Source organism: Occallatibacter sp. FHG110214_02, assembly GCF_059115385.1.
This window is the reverse complement of sequence record NZ_JBZYWK010000008.1, coordinates 91549-111976: the sequence shown is the minus strand read 5'-3', so window position 1 is coordinate 111976 and position 20428 is coordinate 91549. Positions and strand designations below refer to the sequence as shown.

Here is a 20428-nt window from a genome sequence, read left to right as displayed (position 1 = left end):
GCAGGGTCCTTTCGTTGGGGAAGGCGCGCCTTGTTGATTACGAATGGAGGCGTGCGCCTGTTGAAGAGATGCGTTATCTGGAGACAATGCCTACAACTACATTGTATCCAAGCCATTGCCCGGTATCGGTGTACCGCAAAGTGAGAGCAATCTGGGTAGCACCTGCGTGCGGGGGAATGTCTGCAAAGTAGCCCGAGCTGCCCATGGTGTTGCTCATCGAGGTCTGGACGGTCTGCCAGTTGTCGGCGGACCAGGTTATCTCGAAGGGGCTTTCTACGAGAATCCTTAATGTCTCGTTGGGTTTGATGCGTTGAATGGGGCGGCGGAAGGTGAAAATCTCAAGATTCCGGCGGGGTTGCGGGCCATCGGGGGTGCAATAGCGGTTGTAAACCGACTCGATGCGGTCGAAGACCTGGCCGTCTTTGGCGGAGCGGAGGAGCTTGAGATATTCGGCGTGCGCCCAGACGAGCGGGGTGGCGGAGCCAGCGGGGTCGCCGAAATGCAGGCCGCGGCGGGGAATGTCGGGCTCGTCCCAGACCTGCTCGGGCATCATCTGGCCAAGGGTGGCGTAGCCTTCGTAGGTCTTGATGAGCGGGGAGATGTCGCGCCCGGCGGCTAGCTCGTAGTGGGCGCGCTCGCCGGTGAGCAGCGGCCATACGCGGCCCTGGCCGTAGCCGGTGAAGGGAGCGCCGTGGTCGCCGTTGCCGTAGCCGTCCCAGTTGTAGCGGAGCCAGCCGGGGCCCTGCGGGAGGTCGCGCTTGAGGACGTGGTCTACGACCTTGAGCGAGTCTTCCATGAGCTGTGAGCCAGCGGGGCGGATGCCGTAGCGGACGTATTCGAGGAAGCCGGCATCGATGATTTCGCGGGCTTCAAATTCGTAGCGCGTGTTGGGCGGGCGGTTGTTGAGGTGGATGGTCTCGGTGCCTGCGCCTTCTTCGTCGTAGGCGTTGCCGGTTTCCGGCGGACGGACGCGCATGTAGTGGCGCTTGATGTCGGGGTGCAGCACGCCGTCGTTGGTTACGGTCCAGTCTTCGAGGTGGCCTTCCATCCAGTCGGCGTATTCCTCGACAAAGGTAGCCATTTCCGTGGAATCGTGGGCGCGGAGGATTTCACCAGCGCAGATGAGGGAGGCGATGACGGCGGAGAGGGTGGACGGGGAGTAGCCGGAGTTTTCTTCCCAGCGCTCCTGCTGGGTGATGGGGGCGTGTTTGAGGAGGAATCCTGCGGCGCGTTCTACGAAGGGGACGATGGAGAGCTCGCCTGTGGCGTTGGCTTTCCAGAGACGCCAGGCGAGGATGATGGGGAAGGCGACCTCGTCGAGCTGCATGCCGGACCAGTAGGGGCGGCCATCGACCCAGAAGTTCTGGGCAAAACCGCCGTCCGGCTTTTGGGTACAGGCGAGATAGACAAGCGCGCGCCGCGCAGTCTCCGCGCGTCCGCAGGCCAGCAGCGCACCGGCCGTCTGTACCATGTCGCGGGTCCAGACAAGGTGGTAGCCGCCGAGGTCGTCGTCGCCTTTGGCCTGGCCCCATGGGATGGAGGCTGAGGCTACGAATGCGCCGGAATATGTCTTGTCTTCATGGGCGAGGAGGACATTGTGGCTGGTGCGCATGAGCAGGCCGCCGTCATGGGATTTTTCGGCGAGCCACTCGGGGTTGGCGACGCGGTGCCACTGTTCGATGTAGCGCTTGCGATGCTCCGCGTAGGGCATGACGAGGGCGGATAGAGTTTTCTGGAGCGAAGTATGTGGGGTGTTGCCGATGCCGATGGCGACGGTGAAGGCGCGGGCTCCATCGGTTCCGGCGCAGTTCATGTCCAACTCGCCGAAGAGGGCGATGTTGCCGTTGGAAGCGGAGCCGAACTCCCAGTCCATGTGGAAGTTTTCCTTGAGGTCGCGCCAGCCGTCGCTTTGGCCGACGAAGCCGCAGGAGACGCGGGTGAAGCCACAAGATGCGCCCATGACGAGCGACATATCGTTCTTCCACGCGAAGAGCATTTTGTAACCGGCAACGTCTACGGCGCGGCCATTGTTGCCTGCGCCGCCGCCGTCGAGATGCGGGGCCAGCAACGCGTAGACCTTGAGGCGCTGAACCAGTTCGTGGTGGCCTTCGATACGCACGTTGACGAGGAGGACCGAGTGATGCGGGTCGGTGATGACTTCCTTGATGAGCGTGTAACGGCCATCGGGGTCGCGGTTGATGTAGCGAATGCCGAGAGCTTCGGGATGAATGTACTCGAAGCTGGTAAGCAGATCGCGCTTTTCTTCATGGGCGAAGGTTTCGCCGTCCGTCACCATGAACTCGAAGTCGCGGATCTGGGGCTTGTCGATGGTGGGGTGGTACAGCTCATTGACAATGCCGTGCGAGCAGGTGAACCAGAGACGGCTCGACGCCGAGTAGGCGGTGCCGATGGAGTCTTTAACGGCGGAAGTCCAGCGTGGAGGCAGGCCGGGCGCGCCAAATGCCTCGCCCTGCTGAGGAAGCCAACGATAAGAAGGATATTCGCTCATGGTCGGAAAACAGAAAGCCAAATGCGCTATCTATCGTACGCTCTTGATGATTGCGTGGATATGAAAGTTGCATACACTTCGATATCGAAAGGGTTTTGTACCGCAGTTTGGAAAAGCGGCAACTTTACGCAAAGACGGGGCAGTTTTTCGGAAAGAGATGAAACGCGGGGCGGATTCGAGGCATCCATTGGCAGTGAAGACAGTGACGGACATTTGACACTGGCGTCACTGGAAGCGGCTACAATCTGGAACGAGGAGAATTGACTCATGGCTTATGAATTGCCCGCACTTCCCTATGACCACGCGGCTCTTGAGCCCTTCATCGATACGGAAACGATGAAGCTGCATCATGGCAAGCATCACCAGGCTTATATCAACAACCTGAATGGCGCGATTGAGAAGCATCCTGAACTGGGCTCGAAGACGGTGGACGAGCTGGTTGCGGATCTGAATGCGATTCCCGAGGATATTCGCGGCGTTGTGCGCAACAACGGCGGCGGACACTCGAATCACTCGATTTTCTGGACGATTCTTGGACCGGCGGGGACGCCGGGCATTGGCGGCGAGCCCACGGGCGCGATTGCTGACCAGATCAAGGCGGATTTCGGCGACTTTGAGACCTTCAAGAAGACCTTCAACGAGACGACGGCGAAGCAGTTCGGCTCGGGCTGGGGCTGGGTGGTTTTCAAGGACGGCAAGCTGACGATTCTGACCACGCCAAACCAGGACACGCCGCTCTCGCAGGGGCTGTATCCCATTCTTGGCAATGACGTTTGGGAGCACGCCTACTACCTGAAGTACCAGAACAAGAGGCCGGATTACCTGGCTGCCTGGTGGAATGTGGTGAACTGGGCGGTTGTGAATGAACGCTTCGCGACAGCTAAGAAGTAGGGATAAAGGGAAATAGGGACAGAGGGACAAAGGAAGGCCGGAATTGTCCGGTATATTGCCTTTGTCCCTTTTCTCTTGGTCCCTCTGTCCCTGTTTTTGCAACTCTGTTGCAAAAACCGTGTCTATACAAACGTATGAAACGCTTACGTTTTACCTTGGTCCTTGCGGGCCTGATTGCTTTGGGTGCGGCGGCTGCTTCGGCGCAGTCGGCCAGTTTTACTGTCAGCCAGAATGGAAAGCAGGTCGGGACGGCCAGCTTTAAATTTGCGGCTGCGCAGGGTGGTATCAGCTCTGAGTCGCTGGTGAATGTGTCGATGCAGGGGCTGAATTATCAGCTCTCGAAGACGGAACGGCTGGATTCGGCGAACCGCCTGAAGCATGTGCTGGCCAGCGGCATTGTGAACGGCACGGCTGTCAACATTATTGCCAAGCCGGATGTGGCGGGCACGGGTGCGAAGCCGGTTGCCGCTTCGGCTGCTGCGAATCTTCTTTTGAACATCTCCGCGAATGGACGCGCGACTACGACGCGGCTGGATGCGCATGCGGGTGCCGTGTTTCTTGCGGACTTTGATCCCGGGGCGCTGCAGACTCTGCTGGCAATGTGTGTGACACAGAAGGGCAGCGATATATGGGCGATTGTTCCCAAGCAGGCCGGCTCGGTGGTTCCGGTGACGGTGGTAACGGACGGACCGGAGCAGGGGACGCTCGACGGCAAGCCGGTTGTGGTGCAGCACCTGACGGTTACGATTAGCGGCGCGAAGACGGAGATTTTTGCCGGGCCCAAGAATGATTTGCTGCAGGCGGAGCTGCCGATGCAAGGCTTTGCGCTGGTTCGGAGTGGGTTTGTGCTGACTCCGCCGAAGACGGCTGGGGCGCTACCGGCGGATGCGGGACAGTTGAAGCAGCAGATACAGCAGGATCAACAGCAACAGCAGACGCCGCAGCAAGGGTATCCGCAACAGCAGCAGTATCCGGCGCAGCAATATCCTCAGCCGCAGGAATAAATTTCCAGCCATGCGCCAAAACCTGTGCTAACGTTTGGCGCATGAAAAAACATTGCAACGCCCTTTTTGCTCTTCTACTGGTAGTGTGCTTCGCTGCTTCGGCGCGGGGCGAAGAGTTGAACCCTAAAGACCAGGCTGCGATTCGCGCTGTGCTCGATCATGAAATCGAGGCATGGAACCATCACGACATGAAGGCTTATGTGGCTGACATGACGGAAGACGTGCAGTGGGTTAATGTGACCGGGATGTGGTGGCGGGGGCGCGACGAAGTCTACCGGGCACATGAGGCTTTCCATCAAACCATCTTCAAGAATCGCAATCTCTACCCTTGGAAAGAGGTGAGTATTCGCGGCATTGCTCCACACGTTGCGATTGTAACGGCGACAGGGGCCGGAGATGGCTTTACGGGGATGCAGGGGCGCGTTTTTCCGCCTTCCACAGGTATTTTGACGTTTGTTCTGGTGCAGAAAAAAGGGCGCTGGCTGATTACAGCGGCGCAAAATACCCGGATCGATGAGGAAGCTGCGAAGAATAACCCGGCCCATCACGAATAAGGCGGTCTGGCATGGTTAAAGTGCGTTTGCTGCGGCGACGGCGGAGGCCCAGGCCCACTGGAAGTTATAGCCGCCGAGGTGGCCGGTTACGTCTACGGCTTCTCCTATGAAGAAAAGGCCGGGCGTGGTGCGGGATTCCATTGTGCGGGCGTGGAGGTCGCGGGTGTCGATGCCGCCGGCGGTGACTTCGGCTTTCTCGTAGCCTTCTGTGCCGATGGGGTGGAACTTGTGACGGCGGAGATTTTGTTCGGCGGCTTCGAGAGCGGCGTTGGTCCAACCTGTGGGGGCGGCGGTTTCGGCGAGGTGGTTGGCTAGGCGCTGCGGGAGGATTTCGCGGAGGGCCTGGCGGAAGCTGGTTGCGTCGCGGCGGGCATTTTTGGCGAAGAGAGGGGCGAGCGGATGCTCGCTCTTTGCCGTTTGTGGGGCGAAATCGATGTAGATGGGGTGGCCAGGTTGCCAGTAGGACGAGGCTTGCAGGATGGCTGGGCCGCTAAGGCCGCGGTGGGTTAGCAGCATCTTTTCGCGGAAGCGGGGTGGAGGTTGGTGGTTGGGTTTGATGGTGAGATTCTCGGTCCATGCGAGGACTTCCGTCGAGACGCCAGAGAGTTCAGTCCAGGCGGCTTCCTGATTGCCGAGCGTTAGTGGGACTAAGGCGGGACGTGGTGGGATGATGCGGAGGTTGAACTGCTTTGCGACATCGTAGGCGAAGGCTGTTGCACCCAGCTTGGGGATAGAGAGGCCGCCTGTGGCGACTACTAATGCTTCGGATTGAAATTCGCCCTGGGTGCTGGTGATGCGGAAATTGTTTTGCTCGTTTTGGACGGAGATGTCGCGGGCGTTAAGGAAGATTTCTACTTTGCCGCGTTCACATTCGGCAAGGAGCATGTCGAGGATTTGGCGGGCAGATTGGTCGCAGAAGAGCTGGCCTAAGGTTTTTTCGTGGTAGGCGATGTGGTAGCGGTTGATGAGTTCCAGAAAGTGTGCGGGTTGGTAGAGGGCTAAGGCCGACTTGGCGAAGTGCGGGTTTTGCGAGAGGTAGCGGTCGGGCGCAGTGTGGAGGTTGGTGAAGTTGCAGCGGCCTCCGCCGGAGATGAGGATTTTGCGGCCTGGCTGCCCATTGTGGTCGAGTAATGCGACTCGCTTGCCGCGCTGGCCCGCTTGGGCGGCGCACATGAGGCCTGCGGCTCCTGCGCCGAGGATGACCAGATCGTATTGGCTCACGGCTGCGTCAAATTGGCGCGGAGTGCTTGAGGGCATGTGTGTATTTTCGCCGAGGAAACTGGCTTAAATCTTCCCCAGGGGCTAAAGCCCTATTACCTCTTAGCAGACGAGAATGTACGGGCTGAAGCCCGTACCCTTCAAACTGATTGTGTGGGCGTGAAGCGGGATTGCACGAGGGCGAGGGCTTCTTCGGGGGTGGTGATGGAGCCTTCGAGCTGGGCGTCTTCTACGGTGTGGAGGATTTCTTTGAATTGCGGGCCGGGGGGGAAGCCTAACGCGATGAGTTCGCGGCCGGTGAGTAGCGGCGTGGGGCGGACTGTTTCTTCCGGCATGGCTTCATAGTGTTCGCGGACGAAGTTGTAGTGGTCGAGGTTGCGGCTACCTGCCAGGCAGTCCATTTTGTGCAGGGCGATGTGCTGTGGGAAGTCTTCGAGGCGGAAGAAGCGCTTCAGGGTGGAGGGCTTCATCTTGTCGGCGTCGGCGAAGCGCATGTGGTTTTCGATGAGCGCGAGGATTTGGCGGGTCTCGTCATTGGAGAAGCGGAAGCGGCGGCAGATTTCCGCTCCGATGGCGGTGCCGACTTCCGCGTGGCCGTTGAAGCGGATGCGGTCGGCGGCGCGCTGGAAGGTGGCGGGTTTGCCTACATCGTGAAGGAGCGCTCCCCATGCGAGGGTGAGCGGGGCGTTGGGTTCAAGCTGTTCGAGCAGCATGAGGGTGTGGGTCCAGACGTCGCCTTCGGGGTGGTATTGCGGGGGCTGCTCTACGCCTTTCATTTTTGCGATTTCGGGGAGGACTTCGGGGAGAAGCTTTGTTTCGTCGAGGAGCTCGAAGGCGCGGCGTGCGTGGCCTTCGGTGAGCATTTTGGTTAGCTCGTCGCGGACTCGTTCGCGGCTTACGTTGGCGATTTTGGCGGCTTGGTGCTGGATGGCGGCGTGGGTTGCGGGTTCGATGGTGAAACCGAAGCGGGCGGCGAAGCGGATGGCGCGGAGGAGACGGAGCTGGTCTTCTTCGAAGCGGCGTACGGGGGTGCCGATGGCGCGGAGGATGCCGGCATCGAGGTCGGCGAGGCCGTTGACGTGATCTCGTACTGCTTCGCGGAGATTTTTCGATGCGAGATTTGTGGGGTCGAGTAGCAGGCCGTTGATGGTGAAGTCTCGGCGCTGGACGTCTTCTTCGGCGCTGAGGGTATAACGCACGGCGTCGGGGCGGCGGCCATCGGAGTAGGCTCCGTCGCTGCGGAAGGTGGCTACTTCGGTGAGCGCATCTTCGTCTGCTACCAGGACTACGCCGAAGTGTGCGCCTACAGCGAAGGTGCGGGGGAAGCTGTTGAGCACTACGTCCGGGGTTGCGGAGGTGGCTACGTCGTAGTCTTTGGGGGCGCGGTTGAGCAGCAGGTCGCGGACACAGCCGCCTGCTAAGTAGGCTTCGTGGCCTGCACTTCGTAGTGTTTCAACGATGCGAAGCGCGGCGGTAAATTGGGGCGAAGTTGCCATCTGGTTTATTGTCTCGCGTTGCATAGGTCTTAAACTAAAAGAGATGAAGAAGGGCCTCATCCTGGGGATTGAAAGCTCGTGCGACGAGACGGCGGCGGCGGTGGTCGAGCGCGGGTCGCGGACGCTTTCGTCTGTGGTGGCTTCGCAGATTGCTACCCATGCGAAGTATGGCGGGGTGGTGCCGGAGTTGGCCAGCCGCGAACATCTGCGGGCGATTGTGCCTGTTGTGGATGCGGCGCTGAAAGAGGCTGGAGTCGCGCTTGAGGATTTAGATGCGATTGCGGTAACGAGCGGGCCGGGATTGGCGGGCGCGTTGCTGGTGGGCATTACGTATGCCAAGGCGCTGGCGTTTGCGGACGAGAAGCCGGTGATTGCGGTGAATCACCTGGAGGGGCATATTCATGCGGTGCTGCTGAATGAGCGAGAGCGATTCATGGGCAGCGACCCCTCCCGTGCGACAAAATCGTCGCACGAATGGGGCACCCAGGTTGAAGGTGATTCGTTTGAGGGTGAGCCTGCGCTGGCGCTGGTGGTTTCGGGCGGACATACGGCTTTATATTTGGCTACTCCGGCGCATGGGGCTTGGTCCTACAAGCTGCTGGGGCGAACGCTCGACGATGCGGCAGGCGAGGCTTACGACAAGGTGGCGAAGCTGCTGGGGCTGGGGTATCCCGGCGGGCCGTGGATTGATGCGCTGGCGAAATTTGGTGATCCGAAGGCTGTGCCGTTTACCTTTGCGCGGATCAAGAACAAGGCTCATTTGCATGGGAAGGCTCCACGGACGAAGGGTGCGAAGACTGCGCCGATTGCGGATCTGGACCCACATTTTTTGTTTTCGTTTTCCGGGATTAAGACGGCGGTGCTGCGGCATGTGGAGTTAAATGGGCTTCGCGAAGGTGCGGAAGATCGGCATGCGAAGATTCTGGCCGGGGTGAAGACGCCTAAGACGCAGGAAGAGGCGCTGGAGTTGTGCTCGCAAGATGTGCTGGATTTGATTGCGAGCTTTCAGGCTGCGGTGGTTGGGGATTTGCTGAAGAAGACCTTTGCGGCTGCTGAGTCTGTCGGTGCGAAGCATGTGCTGGTGACGGGCGGGGTGGCTGCGAATCGGGAGTTGCGGGAGAGGTTTGCTGCGGAGGCTGCGAATCGGCGCGTGAAGATTGCGTTTCCTACGCTGGCGCTTTCTACCGATAATGCGGCGATGATTGCGGCGGCGGCGTGGCCGCGGTTTCAGGCGGGGGAGTTTGCTGGGAGTGCACTCTCAGCGGATGCTTCGCTGGCGCTGGGTGTTTGAGCGTGTTTGTTTTGTCCTCGCCGGACGGGCCCACTGCGCGTGGTGCGGCATTGCATGCAGCCACTGCGAGCTGCGCTCGCGCTGGTACAATCGTAAGGGCAGATAATGGCCTACTTTGTAAGTTTGTATCTCTTTCCTGATGACGCTTCGCCTCTTTAATACTCTCTCGGGACAACTGGATGAGCTTGCGCCGGCTGACGGCGGCGAGCTACGTATGTATGCCTGCGGGCCTACGGTGTATGACTACGGCCATATTGGCAACTTCCGCACGTTTTTACAGGTGGATGTGCTGCGGCGGTTTTTGAAGCTGACCGGGGTGAAGGTTCGCCACGTGATGAACATTACCGACGTGGACGACAAGATTATTCGCAATGCGGCTGAGCGTGGGATTCCGATTGGCGAATATACTCCCAAGTTTGTCGAGGCGTTTTTTGACGACCTGGACTCGCTGCGCGTCGAGAAGCCGGAGTTTATTGCGCGAGCTACCGAGCACATCGAGAAGATGGTGGAGCTGATTCAGCGGCTTGATGCGGCTGGTGCGGCTTACAAGACAGAGGACGGGAGCTGGTACTTCCGGCTGAAGTCGTTTCCGGAGTACGGAAAGCTTAGTAAGAAAGACCTGTCTGGGATTGAGGACGGGGCGCGAGTGGATGTGGACGAGTACGAGAAGGACTCGGCGCGCGACTTTGCGCTGTGGAAGGCTGTGAAGCCGGGGGAGACGTCCTGGGATACGGCGATTGGGCGCGGGCGGCCGGGATGGCATATTGAGTGCTCGGCGATGGCGATGGAGTTCCTGGGCGAGACGCTGGATTTGCACGCGGGCGGCGAGGACTTGATGTTTCCGCACCACGAGAACGAGATTGCACAGAGCGAGACAGCGACTCACAAGCCATTTGCGCGGCACTGGATGCATGTGCGGTTTCTGCTGGTGGACGGCAAGAAAATGTCGAAGAGCGAAGGGAATTTCTATACGCTTCGCGATCTGCTGCTGAAGGGGTATAAGGCTTCGGCGATTCGGCTGGCGTTGATCTCGGTGCCTTATCGGCACCAGTTGAACTTTACGTTTGATGGGTTAACCGAGGCTACGAATGCGATTGAGCGGCTGCGGACTTTTCATGACCGGCTGACGAAGGCTTCGCTGGCGGACGGTTCGAGCGAGGCGATGAAGGCTGCTGCCGAGAAGGCGCGTGCGGATTATTTTGCTTCGCTGGGAAATGATTTGAATACCGCTGATGCGCGGGCTCCGATTTTTGATTTGGTGCGGGCGGCGAACACGGCGCTGGATAAGGGCGAGTTTCTGGCTGGGGATCGCGAGGCGGTGCTTTCGGTGCTGCGCGATTTTGACGCGGTGTTTGACGTGATTGAGGACCATGATGCGGGGCCGACGGAGCACGCGGTTGCCTGGGCGCAGACGGAGGGGCGGGAGATTGCTCCGGAACTGCTGGCGCGGCAGGGGCTGACGGATGCCGAGATTGACGCACTGGTAGAAGAGCGGACGAAGGCCAAGAAGATGCGGAACTTTGGCCGCGCTGACCAGATTCGCAATGAGCTGGCGGAAAAGGGCGTCATTATTGAGGACTCCAAGGATGGGGTTCGCTGGAAGCGGAAGTGAAAAAGCAGCTTTTAGCTTCTAGCTGTTAGCTTTTAGCTCGGTTGGGCGGGACTGAAATGCTGGATAGAAAGATGCGAAGGCATACCCTTGGGCTGAAGCCCTATTCTCCTTGCTGACTTTATGCCGGGGTAAAGTCCCGGCTGTCTTTCCTGCGTCTGCATAATCAGAGGCAATTGCATCTCGAATATTGTTCGATTCCGAACAGTTGGGTTTGTCAGCGGTCAGTGGGATAGCGGGCGCCGAACCTTTTAGTTACTTGTAAGCCTAATAAAATCAATCATTCATGGTGCGTGTAGATTTGGCACGTGACGTGCAGTTATGTTCGATGTCATGGACATTGCGCGCCCCGATATTAAGAAAAAGAGGCAGCGTCAGACGGCTGTTTGGATCGTTCTGGCTCTGGTGGTTCTGGCTGTGGCCGGATTCCTTGTTTCGCGACTGAAGCCTGCGGCTCCCACTGTGGACGCCTCGGCTGTTTGGCCGGATACGGTGAAGCGCGGCGATATGGTTCGCCAGGTGCGCGGCTCCACGGGCCTGCTGGTTCCGCGAGAAGACGCGATTCGGTTGATTCCGGCGCTGACGGATGCGACGGTGGTGCACATTCGTGTGCTGCCGGGCGCAAAGGTCACGCCGGATACGATCCTGATGGATCTCTCTGACCCTCAATTGGAGCAAAAGCTGCTTGATGCCCAGTTGGCGTTGAAGGGCGCGGAGGCAGACTACAAGAGTCTGCAGGCCACGCTGCAAAGCACGCTGATGGACAAGAAGACGGCTGCGGCGGCGGTGAGCGCCGACTACACGCAGGACACGCTGCAGGCGCAGACGGACAAGAAGCTCTATGAGCTGGGTGTGATTTCCGGGCTGGCCTATCAGAAGTCGAAGGGTACGGCTGACCAACTGACGACACAGCATAATCTCAGCCAGCAGCAAATCTCCGTGAACGAAAAGGCGATTGATGTGCAACTGGCTTCGTCTCGCGCCAAGGTGGATCAGGCGCGGGCTTTGCTGGCGCTCTATCAAAAGCAATCGGATGCGCTGCAGGTGAAGGCGGGGATTGTCGGTGAGCTTGCTCCGTTGGCGATGCCGGTGCAGGTGGGGCAGCGTGTGACGGCGGGAACGTCGGTGGCGGAGGTGATTCAGCCGGACAAGCTGAAGGCTGCGCTGCAGATTGCCGAGACGCAGGCGCATGACATCACGATTGGGCTGAAAGCATCGATTGATACGCATAACGGGATTGTGGCGGGACATGTTACGCGAATTGATCCCTCAGTTGTGAACGGAACGCGAACGGTTGACGTAGTTCTGGATGGCGAGCTGCCTCCGGGTGCAGTGCCAAACCTGAGCGTGGATGGAACCATCGACCTCGAAAACTTGCGGAATGTGCTGTACGTGGGGCGCCCGGCGCTTGGACAGGAGAACTCGACGTTGAGCCTGTTTAAGGAAGATGCGGACCACAAGTATGCGACGCGCGTGCCGGTGAAGGTGGGACGGGCTTCGGTGCAGTACATCCAGGTGATGGACGGGCTGAAGGAAGGCGACACGGTGATTCTCTCCGATATGTCGCATTACGACGGTGTGGACAGGATCAGGTTGCAGTAAGAACAGTGTCAGAAAACTTCAATGGGGGAACGCATGGCTAACGATACGTTGATTGAAATTGATGGTCTGACGAAGGTGTTTTACACCGACGAAGTGGAGACGCATGCGCTCTCCGGTATTCATCTCACCATCTCGCGCGGCGAGTACGTGGCGATGAGCGGGCCTTCGGGCTGTGGCAAGTCAACCTTGCTATCGATTCTTGGATTGCTGGATACGCCGACGGGCGGCAAGTACATGCTGAACAACAAGCCTGTCGAGAACCTGAGCTTTGGCGAACGGTCGCGGATTCGCAACCAGGAGATTGGGTTCATCTTCCAGAGCTTCAACCTGATTGGCGATTTGACCGTGGAAGAGAATGTTGAGCTGCCGCTTACGTATCGCGCGGGCATGCCTTCGGCAGAGCGCAAGAAGCGCGTGAAGGAAGCGTTGGAGCGCGTGAATATGGCGCACCGCATGCGGCACTATCCGGCGCAGCTCTCGGGCGGTCAGCAACAACGTGTGGCTGTGGCGCGTGCACTGGCGGGTTCGCCTTCGATTCTGCTGGCGGACGAACCTACTGGAAACCTGGACTCGAAGAACGGCGAGGCAGTTATGCACTTGTTGGCTGATTTGCATCGCGAGGGTTCGACGATCTGCATGGTGACGCACGACCCGCGGTTTGCGAAGCATGCACAGCGTGAAGTGCACCTATTTGACGGCAAGGTTGTGAGCGAGGATGAGCTGCGCAAGCTGACCGCTGAAGTGGAGGCGTAATCGTGTTTCAGGGCGCGGTGCAGGATTTGCAGTACGCGATGCGGCAGTTCCGGCGTTCGCCGGGATTTGCGCTGACTGTTGTGCTTACGCTGGCGCTGAGCGTTGGTGTGGCAACAGCGGTGTTTTGCGTTATCGATACGGTGATTCTGCAGCCGCTTCCGTATGACAATCCGGCGCGCATTGTGGATGTGCACAGCAGGAGCCGGAGCGGGTACAACCAGCCTGCTTCGTGGCCGAGCTACCAGGATGAGCGGTCGCAGGCGCAGAGCTTTGCGGCGCTGGCGGGGTATAGCGCTTATCAGAGTGCAACGGTGGAAACGCCGGTTTCCGGGCCAGTTTTGCTGGACGCGGTGCGCAGTACGGACAACTTCTTCACGGTTTTTGGCGTGCGTCCGCTGATGGGCCGCACGTATCTGCCAGGGGAAGAGTTGGACGGTAAGAATGATGTGGTGGTGCTGGGATATGACGCCTGGGAGAAGTATTTTGGTGGCGACCGGAATATTGTGAATCGCTCGGTGAAGATTGATGGCCGCGAATACACAGTTATTGGCGTGATGCCGGCTGGGTTTCGTTTCCCGCTGAGTGAACGTGATGCCATCTATACGCCACTGCATATTAACGAGTCCTGGATGAAAGGTCGGGGCAGCCATTGGTTGCAGACAGTGGCGCGGCTCAAGGATGGCGTGAGCATGGAGCAGGCGCAGGCGGACCTGTCGCATGTTTTCAGCAACCTGGGCAAGGCTAATCCTGACCATGATGAAGGCCGCACCGTAAAGCTGATGCCGCTGTCTAAGAGCGTGAACGCGCAGACTCAGGGGCCGCTGTGGACGTTGCTTGCTGCTGTGCTTGCCGTTCTTGCAATTGGTTGCGTGAACGTGGCCGGGTTGCTGCTGGTGCGCGGTGTGAAGCGCGAGCGCGAGATGGCGATGCGCACTGCGATTGGCGCGCAGCGCGGTCGGCTTGTTCGCCAGGTGCTTACGGAAAGCCTGCTGCTGGCGCTTGCTGGTGCGCTAGGCGGTGTGCTGTTGGCGTGGGGCATGCTGGACCTGATGCGCCTGTTCCTGATTCATGCGCTCTCGCGCGGGGCGGATATTCATTTGAACTGGGTGGTACTGAGCGCGGCGATTGCGGCCTCCGTGGTTGTGAGTGTTGTTGCTTCGCTTTATCCGGCACTGCGTATGGCGGGCACGGACCCAAACAGAGCATTGAAATCGGGCGGCAGCGCAGGTGCTGGGCGTGGGCAGCATCGTCTACGTGCGGGATTCGTGGTTGTGCAGATGGCGCTGACGCTGGTGTTGCTGGTTGTCTCCGGCATGCTGATTCGCATGGTGGGGCGTTACAGCCACGAGGACCTTGGCTTTGATCCTGCGCATATCCTGACGGCGGAGATCAATCTTTCGCCTGCACGTTATACGGGGCGTGATCCGATTGCAGATTTCTACGAGCCGTTTTTTGAGCGCGTGAAGCGGATTCCCGGTGTAAAGGCTGTGGGCGTGAACAGCATTGTGCCGATTGAGAATTATGGTTCGAACTCCGAGCTGCATATTGCGGGCCAGCCGCCTTATCCCAAGGGGCAGGAAAGGCTTTCGGAGATCCGCATGGTCAGTGAAGGGTATTTCGATGTTTTCGGAATTTCGCTGAAGCGTGGAAGGATGCTTTCCCCCAGCCTCGACGGGCCAGAGAATCCCTCTACCGCCATTGTGGTCAACGAGGCGTTTGTGAAGAAGTTTATGCCCAGCGAGATGGATGCGGTGGGACAGAGGCTGGACGACGCGGACAAAGAAGCAGATTGGACGCGCATCGTGGGCGTGGTGGGCAATATCCGCCAGACACTTTACGAGCCGCCTTTGGCCGAGCATGACTACCTGATAGGTTCGATTGCGATGAAGGATCGTGCCGCGATGTTGAGCAGCATGAACCTAATGGTGAGTACGAATGTGAAGCCGGAGAGTATTGTGCCGGAGTTGCGCACAGCTCTGCATGAGATTGATCCCACGGTGCCGTTCAAAACGCCGGAGACGATGACTGAGGTTGTTGCGCAGGCGCTGGTTTTTCAGCGCATGGAGAGCTGGCTGTTTGGCATCTTTGCTGCATTGGCTCTGGTGCTTGCGTTGGTTGGACTCTATGGCCTTGTCAGCCATGAGGTTGAGCAGCAAACGCGCGATATTGGCGTGCGCATGGCGCTTGGTGCTACGCGCCGCCGTGTGATGGGGATGGTTATGCGCCGCGTGGTATGGATGCTTGGTATCGGTGCAGTAGCTGGGTTGGTACTGACGGCACTTGTGCGCGCGGTGATTGACATGGTGATTTACTTCGATGCGCAAAAAGAAGCAGGCAACACGCTTTGGATTACGCTATCGCTGGTTGCCGCGGGCCTGCTTGCAGCGCTGATTCCGGCACGGCGCGCAGCTTCTATAGAGCCGATGCAGGCGTTGCGAGCTGAATAGAGAGAACGGATATGAGGAGGCAATCGAGATGATCCAAGATCTGCGTTACGCGTTGCGACAGTTGCGTAAGGCGCCGGGGTTTGCGCTGACGGCGATTCTTACGCTTGCGCTTGGCATTGGCGCTACGGTTACGATCTTCTCGATTGTGGAAGGTGTGTTGCTGCGGCCGCTTCCGTTTGCCGATGCTAAGCAGTTGGTTGCCTTTGGAGATCATCTCGACGGGCTGGACATTCCGGGTGGACCGGCTGTGCCTGCGCCGGAAGTGCTGCAATATATGCGTGACACGCACAGCTTCGCGGGCCTGGGCGGTTATCGAACCGGGATGTATGAGCTTTCGGGAGCGGGTGAGCCGGCGCAGATTTCTATAGCGCGAATGACAGCGAGTATGTTTCCTGCGCTGGGAGTTGCGCCGGCAATGGGCCGCGTGTTTACGAAGCAGGAAGACGAAGCTAAATCGCAAGTGGCAGTATTGAGTTATGCGACGTGGATGAGCCGCTTTCATGGTGATCCACGAGCGATTGGCGAAACGATCCAACTAGATCGTAAGCCGTACGAGATTATTGGCGTGATGCCGCGCGATTTCGAGTTTCCGCTGGAGCCGGGACAACTGAGCCGCTCCGAGCTTTGGATTCCGATGAGCTTTTCGCCGGGCGAGCTGAAGAATCAGGCAAGTTGGAATTATTCGATGGTGGGACGCCTCAAAGCAGGCGTGAGCATTGAGCAGGCAAGGCAGGATGGTGAGCGTGTGGCGCAACAGATCATGCGCGGCTGGCCAGCAGAGTTTGCGAGCATTCATATCCACACGGTGGTACAGCCGCTGGATGAAAAAACTGTAGCTACTGCGCGGCCTCTGATCCGCACGTTGTTCCTGGCCGTGGCTGTCGTACTTTTTATAGCGTGTGCAAATCTAGCGGGACTGTTGCTGGTGCGGGTGATCCGGCGGAGCCGTGAGTTTGCTGTGCGCCTAGCGCTCGGTGCGAGCGGAGCAACGGTGGTGCGGCAGAACCTGATGGAAGCGCTGACGCTAAGCATTGCGGGAGGATTGCTGGGGCTGGGACTGGCGTCCGTGGCGTTGAAGGTGGGGATCAGCCTGTTGCCGGAGACACTGCCGCGCATTAGCGCTATTAGTCTGGATTGGCAGGTGGTTGGTTTTGCGTTGTTGCTGGCAGCGGTGACTGGACTGGTTTGCGGGCTTGCACCGGCGCTGGCTGCAGCTCGTACGGGCGTGAATGAAGCGCTGAAGGAAGGCGGGCGCACGGGCACGAGCGGCACGCGGAATGCATGGCTGCGTTCGGCGCTTGTGATTACGGAAGTGGCCGTGGCGCTGGTGCTTTTGGTTAGCGCGGGCTTGCTGCTGCGGAGTTTTGAAAAGCTGCGCGAAGTGGATCTTGGTTTTCGTGCAGATCATGTGTTGACAGCGTTTTACAGCCTGCCTTCGCAGCAGTACTCCACGCAGACGAGCGTGGATGCGTTTACGACCGCTGCTCTCGACAAGGTGCGACAGTTACCGGGTGTGGACTATGCGGGGATCGCGGACAGCGTCCCAGCGAATGGCAGCAATAACAATGATGGTTTTGTTCCGGAAGGATATGTCCCACCAAAGGGCGGCGGCATTTTGACGGCTTGGAGTTCGACTGTCATCGGTGATTATTTCAAGTCTGCAGGGATTACGATTTTGCATGGACGAGACTTTACCGATGCGGATAACGCGCAATCAGCCCTGGTTGTGGTTGTGAATAAGACGCTGGCGGACCGCTACTGGCCAGGACAGGATCCGATCGGTAAGCGCCTTCATCATGGCGCCGTAGAGACGCCGCTTCCCTGGATGACCGTGGTTGGAGTGGTGAGCGACGTGAAGCAAGATGCAGTGGATGCTCCTGTCTTGCCGCAGTTCTATCAGCCGGCGAGCCAGTTGACACGATCGCTTGGGAGTTTTGCGCAGCCGGGAATGACGGTAGGTGATTATGGCGCGATTGTGCTGCGGACTTCACTGCCTCCGGAGACGATGAAGTCCACTCTTATTGGTGCAATGCACACGATTGATCCGCAACTGCCGCTGATGCATGTGGAGACGCTGGACCAGGTGGTGGAAGGTAGCCAGGCTCCGCGTCGGTTTAACACCGCAATCATTTCGTGCTTTGCCGGAGCGGCCGTGCTACTCGCGGTGCTGGGGATTTATTCGGTGATTGCGTTTTCTGCCGCAATGCGTACGCAGGAGATGGCGATCCGCTTGGCGCTTGGCGAGCAGCGGGCGAGCATTCTACGGCTGGTACTGGTTTCCGGTGCCAAGTTGGGAATAGCGGGATGCGTAATTGGGGTAGTCGCAAGCTTGTTTGCTACTCGGTTGCTGCGCACACTGTTGTTTGAAGTCAGTCCGCTGGACCCGGTGGTGATTGTGCTGGCTGCGCTGGCGATCTTTGCGCTGGTGCTTGTGGCGTCACTGGTGCCAGCGCGGCGCGCCGCTGCGATTGAACCGATGCGGGCTTTGCGCACGGAATAGGGGAATTGTATGAATGCTTTTCTGCAGGATGTTCGTTTTGCGCTACGGCAGTTGCGCAAGTCACCGGGTTTTACGTTGACGGTGGTGCTGACGCTGGCCTTAGGCATTGGCGCAAATACTGCGATCTTTACGCTCTTCGATCAGGCACTGCTGCGTATGTTGCCGGTGCAGAAGCCGAAGGAATTGGTGCGCTTTCAATGGACGGGCGGATTCTCAGGCTCGATGAGCAGTTTTGGTGGAGATAGCAAGAATTATTTCTCCTATCCGATGTACAAGGACCTGAGAGATAAGAACCAGGCATTTACGGGCATTCTTGCAGCGGATAGAACGAATGTTGGCATCTCGTGGCATAACCAGGCGGAGGATAAGGATGCCGAAATTGTTACGGGAAATTATTTTCAGCTTCTAGGGCTGCAGCCTGCCGTGGGTCGTCTGCTTACGCCACAGGATGAGACAGCAAAAGGCGACAACGCCGTGGTGGTGCTGAGCCATGATTACTGGAAGGCGCGCTTCAACCATTCCCGGGATGTGATTGGCCAGACGCTGCTGGTGAATGGGCATCCGTTTGAAATTGTCGGAGTTGCGCCGGAGAATTTCGATTCTGCCATCGGCGGCTACAAGCCAGGCATTTTTATTCCTATCACGATGGTGGAAACAGCCATTCCATGGGCGGCGAATCGCGATAACCTGAACAACCATCAATCTGTATGGCTGACATTGGCTGCGCGACTTAAACCGGGTGTTACGCGGGAGCAGGCAGAGGCAAGCCTGGGGCCGCTATGGCACTCACTTCGTGCATATGAGCTGACGCTATACAAATCAACTTCGGAGCGCTTCAAAAAGAACTTTCTCGATAACTCGACGCTCAAGGTTCTTGACGACTCCAAAGGCTTTTCGCCGGATCGCATGGATTTAGAGACGCCGCTGAGAATTTTGATGAGCATGGCGGGACTGTTAGTGGCAATGTGTGCGATTAACATCGCGACCCTGTTGCTGTTGCGGGCGTCGGCACGCGCGCGTGAGATGTCGATGCGCTATGCATTGGGTGCCAAGCGCGGTCGCATTGCCGCGCAGTTGCTGGTGGAGGGTGGTTTGATTGGTTTGGCTGGCGCATTGGCCGGATTGGCGCTGGCACCTACCGTGACGACGCTGCTGGTACGTCTACTGACGAATGCAAATCCTGGAGAAGAGCCATACTCCGCTGCCATTGACGTACGCATTCTTCTCTTTACTCTGCTGATTGCGCTTGTGGTGAGCCTGCTCTTCAGCATTGCGCCTGTACTGCATTTTCTACGTCCGAATCTTGCGGGTGCTCTGCGGCAGAATTCTGGCACCGCGACAAAAGATTCGCAGATGTTTCGCAAGGTTGCCGTTGGCGTACAAATTACGCTCAGCGTGATTTTGCTTGGTGGCGCAGGCTTGTTTGTGCGTACGCTAGACAATCTTCGTCATGGGGAAATTGGTTTTGATACCGGCCATTTGGTCGAATTTTCGTTCGACCCCACGGACTCTGGTTACGGAGAAGACCGCACGCCGCGCATTATTGCCAGTGCAATAGAGAGCTTGCGCCGTATCCCCGGTGTTACTTCTGTTGCAGCCAATACAGATCCTGAGCTCATGGGCGATACTCATACTTCGGAATTTTCCATTCAAGGCTACAAGCCTGGCGAAGACGAGCACATGGGGTTTGAGCAGCCAAGCATCACTGCAGGGTACTTTGCCACATTGAAGCAGCCGTTGCTGGTTGGCCGTGAGTTTACTGAGACGGATACGAAAGGCCAGCCCAAGGTTGCGGTCGTCAATCTTTCGTTTGCGAAGAGGTTCTTCGGCAGTCCGCAAAATGCTATAGGCAAGCAGATTGCGGAAGGCGATGGGGATGTGAAGTATGACACCACGATTGTGGGCGTCGTGGGTGACATCAAGCACCAGGATCTGCGCACCCTGATAGGAGACGCGGTCTATACACCGTATCTGCAAGATGAGCATCCGAGGGGCGTGGAAATATATTTGCGTACAACGCATGATCCAAAGAGCGTGAAGGGTATGATTCGCCAGGCGATTCATGCACAGGACCCGACACTGGTGGTGGATGGGCTACGCACGATGGATGAGCAGATTGACTATGCCGCCGCGGATGAGCGGGCACTGGCGATTCTGGCGATGGGTTTCTCTGCACTGGCGTTGCTGATGGCGTCAGTTGGATTGTACGGCGTGCTCGCTTACTCAACTGAGCAGCGCACGCGCGAGATTGGTGTGCGCCTTGCGCTGGGTGCACAACGGTGGAGTGTGATTGCGCTGGTACTGCGGGAGATGGTGATTGTTGCGGCGATTGCAACGGTGGTTGCGCTGCCTGCGACGATTGCACTGGCGCGCCTGCTTAAGAGCCAGTTGTATGAGGTAACTCCGGCAGATCCAACGACCCTGCTGGGAGCGGTTGCGGTAACAGCCTTAATGGTTGCGCTGGCTGCACTGTTGCCGGCACGTCGAGCGGCAGCTATAGAGCCTATGCGCGCATTGCGGACAGAGTAGTGCGAATTGGCGGATGAGGAATGGC

The 20428-nt window shown here is 58.3% G+C and carries 13 protein-coding genes; 10 read left to right on the top strand and 3 right to left on the bottom strand.

From position 1 onward, the window contains the following. Window positions 1–73: 73 nt before the first annotated feature. On the bottom strand, window positions 74–2509 hold the full coding sequence (locus tag AC5S3R_RS09600) for a glycoside hydrolase family 15 protein (protein WP_494266809.1): 2436 nt from the start codon (window positions 2507–2509) through the stop codon (window positions 74–76). A gap of 267 nt (window positions 2510–2776) precedes the next feature. On the opposite strand from AC5S3R_RS09600, the gene AC5S3R_RS09595 reads away from it, so the two are divergent. The 3 genes from AC5S3R_RS09595 to AC5S3R_RS09585 all read left to right on the top strand — a co-directional run bounded on the left by AC5S3R_RS09595 (window position 2777) and on the right by AC5S3R_RS09585 (window position 4958). Continuing rightward, entirely contained in the window at window positions 2777–3400 is a 624-nt protein-coding gene (locus AC5S3R_RS09595; RefSeq protein ID WP_494266808.1) for a superoxide dismutase, read from the top strand. Between the two features lie 134 nt (window positions 3401–3534). Then, window positions 3535–4404, top strand: coding sequence for a hypothetical protein (locus tag AC5S3R_RS09590; RefSeq protein ID WP_494266807.1), 870 nt, complete (start codon window positions 3535–3537; stop codon window positions 4402–4404). A gap of 41 nt (window positions 4405–4445) precedes the next feature. Next, window positions 4446–4958 carry an SgcJ/EcaC family oxidoreductase gene (locus tag AC5S3R_RS09585; protein ID WP_494266806.1) on the top strand — a complete coding sequence of 171 codons (513 nt, stop codon included), beginning with the start codon at window positions 4446–4448 and terminating at the stop codon, window positions 4956–4958. A gap of 15 nt (window positions 4959–4973) precedes the next feature. Here AC5S3R_RS09585 and AC5S3R_RS09580 read toward each other — a convergent pair whose 3' ends face one another. After that, the gene (locus AC5S3R_RS09580) at window positions 4974–6215 is read right to left on the bottom strand and encodes a BaiN/RdsA family NAD(P)/FAD-dependent oxidoreductase (protein WP_494266805.1); all 1242 of its coding nucleotides are present in this window, start codon (window positions 6213–6215) and stop codon (window positions 4974–4976) included. A gap of 101 nt (window positions 6216–6316) precedes the next feature. Next, the gene (locus AC5S3R_RS09575) at window positions 6317–7672 is read right to left on the bottom strand and encodes a CCA tRNA nucleotidyltransferase (RefSeq protein ID WP_494266804.1); all 1356 of its coding nucleotides are present in this window, start codon (window positions 7670–7672) and stop codon (window positions 6317–6319) included. Window positions 7673–7715: 43 nt separating this feature from the next. Between AC5S3R_RS09575 and AC5S3R_RS09570 the strand changes: the two genes are divergently transcribed. The 7 genes from AC5S3R_RS09570 to AC5S3R_RS09540 all read left to right on the top strand — a co-directional run bounded on the left by AC5S3R_RS09570 (window position 7716) and on the right by AC5S3R_RS09540 (window position 20403). Beyond that, window positions 7716–8963 (top strand): tRNA (adenosine(37)-N6)-threonylcarbamoyltransferase complex transferase subunit TsaD, encoded by a 1248-nt coding sequence (locus AC5S3R_RS09570; protein WP_494266803.1) that lies wholly within the window; start codon window positions 7716–7718, stop codon window positions 8961–8963. Between the two features lie 139 nt (window positions 8964–9102). Continuing rightward, window positions 9103–10575: a cysteine--tRNA ligase gene (gene cysS / locus AC5S3R_RS09565; RefSeq protein WP_494266802.1), complete on the top strand. Its 1473-nt coding sequence runs from the start codon at window positions 9103–9105 to the stop codon at window positions 10573–10575. A gap of 318 nt (window positions 10576–10893) precedes the next feature. Next, complete coding sequence (locus tag AC5S3R_RS09560) at window positions 10894–12174, top strand: efflux RND transporter periplasmic adaptor subunit (RefSeq protein WP_494266801.1); 1281 nt, start codon at window positions 10894–10896, stop codon at window positions 12172–12174. A gap of 33 nt (window positions 12175–12207) precedes the next feature. Continuing rightward, window positions 12208–12927, top strand: a complete 720-nt coding sequence (locus AC5S3R_RS09555) for an ABC transporter ATP-binding protein (protein ID WP_494266800.1) — start codon at window positions 12208–12210, stop codon at window positions 12925–12927. A gap of 2 nt (window positions 12928–12929) precedes the next feature. Further along, a complete protein-coding gene (locus AC5S3R_RS09550) occupies window positions 12930–15374 on the top strand; it encodes an ABC transporter permease (protein ID WP_494266799.1) in 2445 nt (814 codons plus the stop codon). Window positions 15375–15402: 28 nt separating this feature from the next. Then, window positions 15403–17874, top strand: a complete 2472-nt coding sequence (locus AC5S3R_RS09545) for an ABC transporter permease (RefSeq protein WP_494266798.1) — start codon at window positions 15403–15405, stop codon at window positions 17872–17874. 9 nt (window positions 17875–17883) lie between these two features. Beyond that, complete coding sequence (locus AC5S3R_RS09540; protein ID WP_494266797.1) at window positions 17884–20403, top strand: ABC transporter permease; 2520 nt, start codon at window positions 17884–17886, stop codon at window positions 20401–20403. The last annotated feature ends 25 nt before the right edge of the window (window positions 20404–20428 follow it).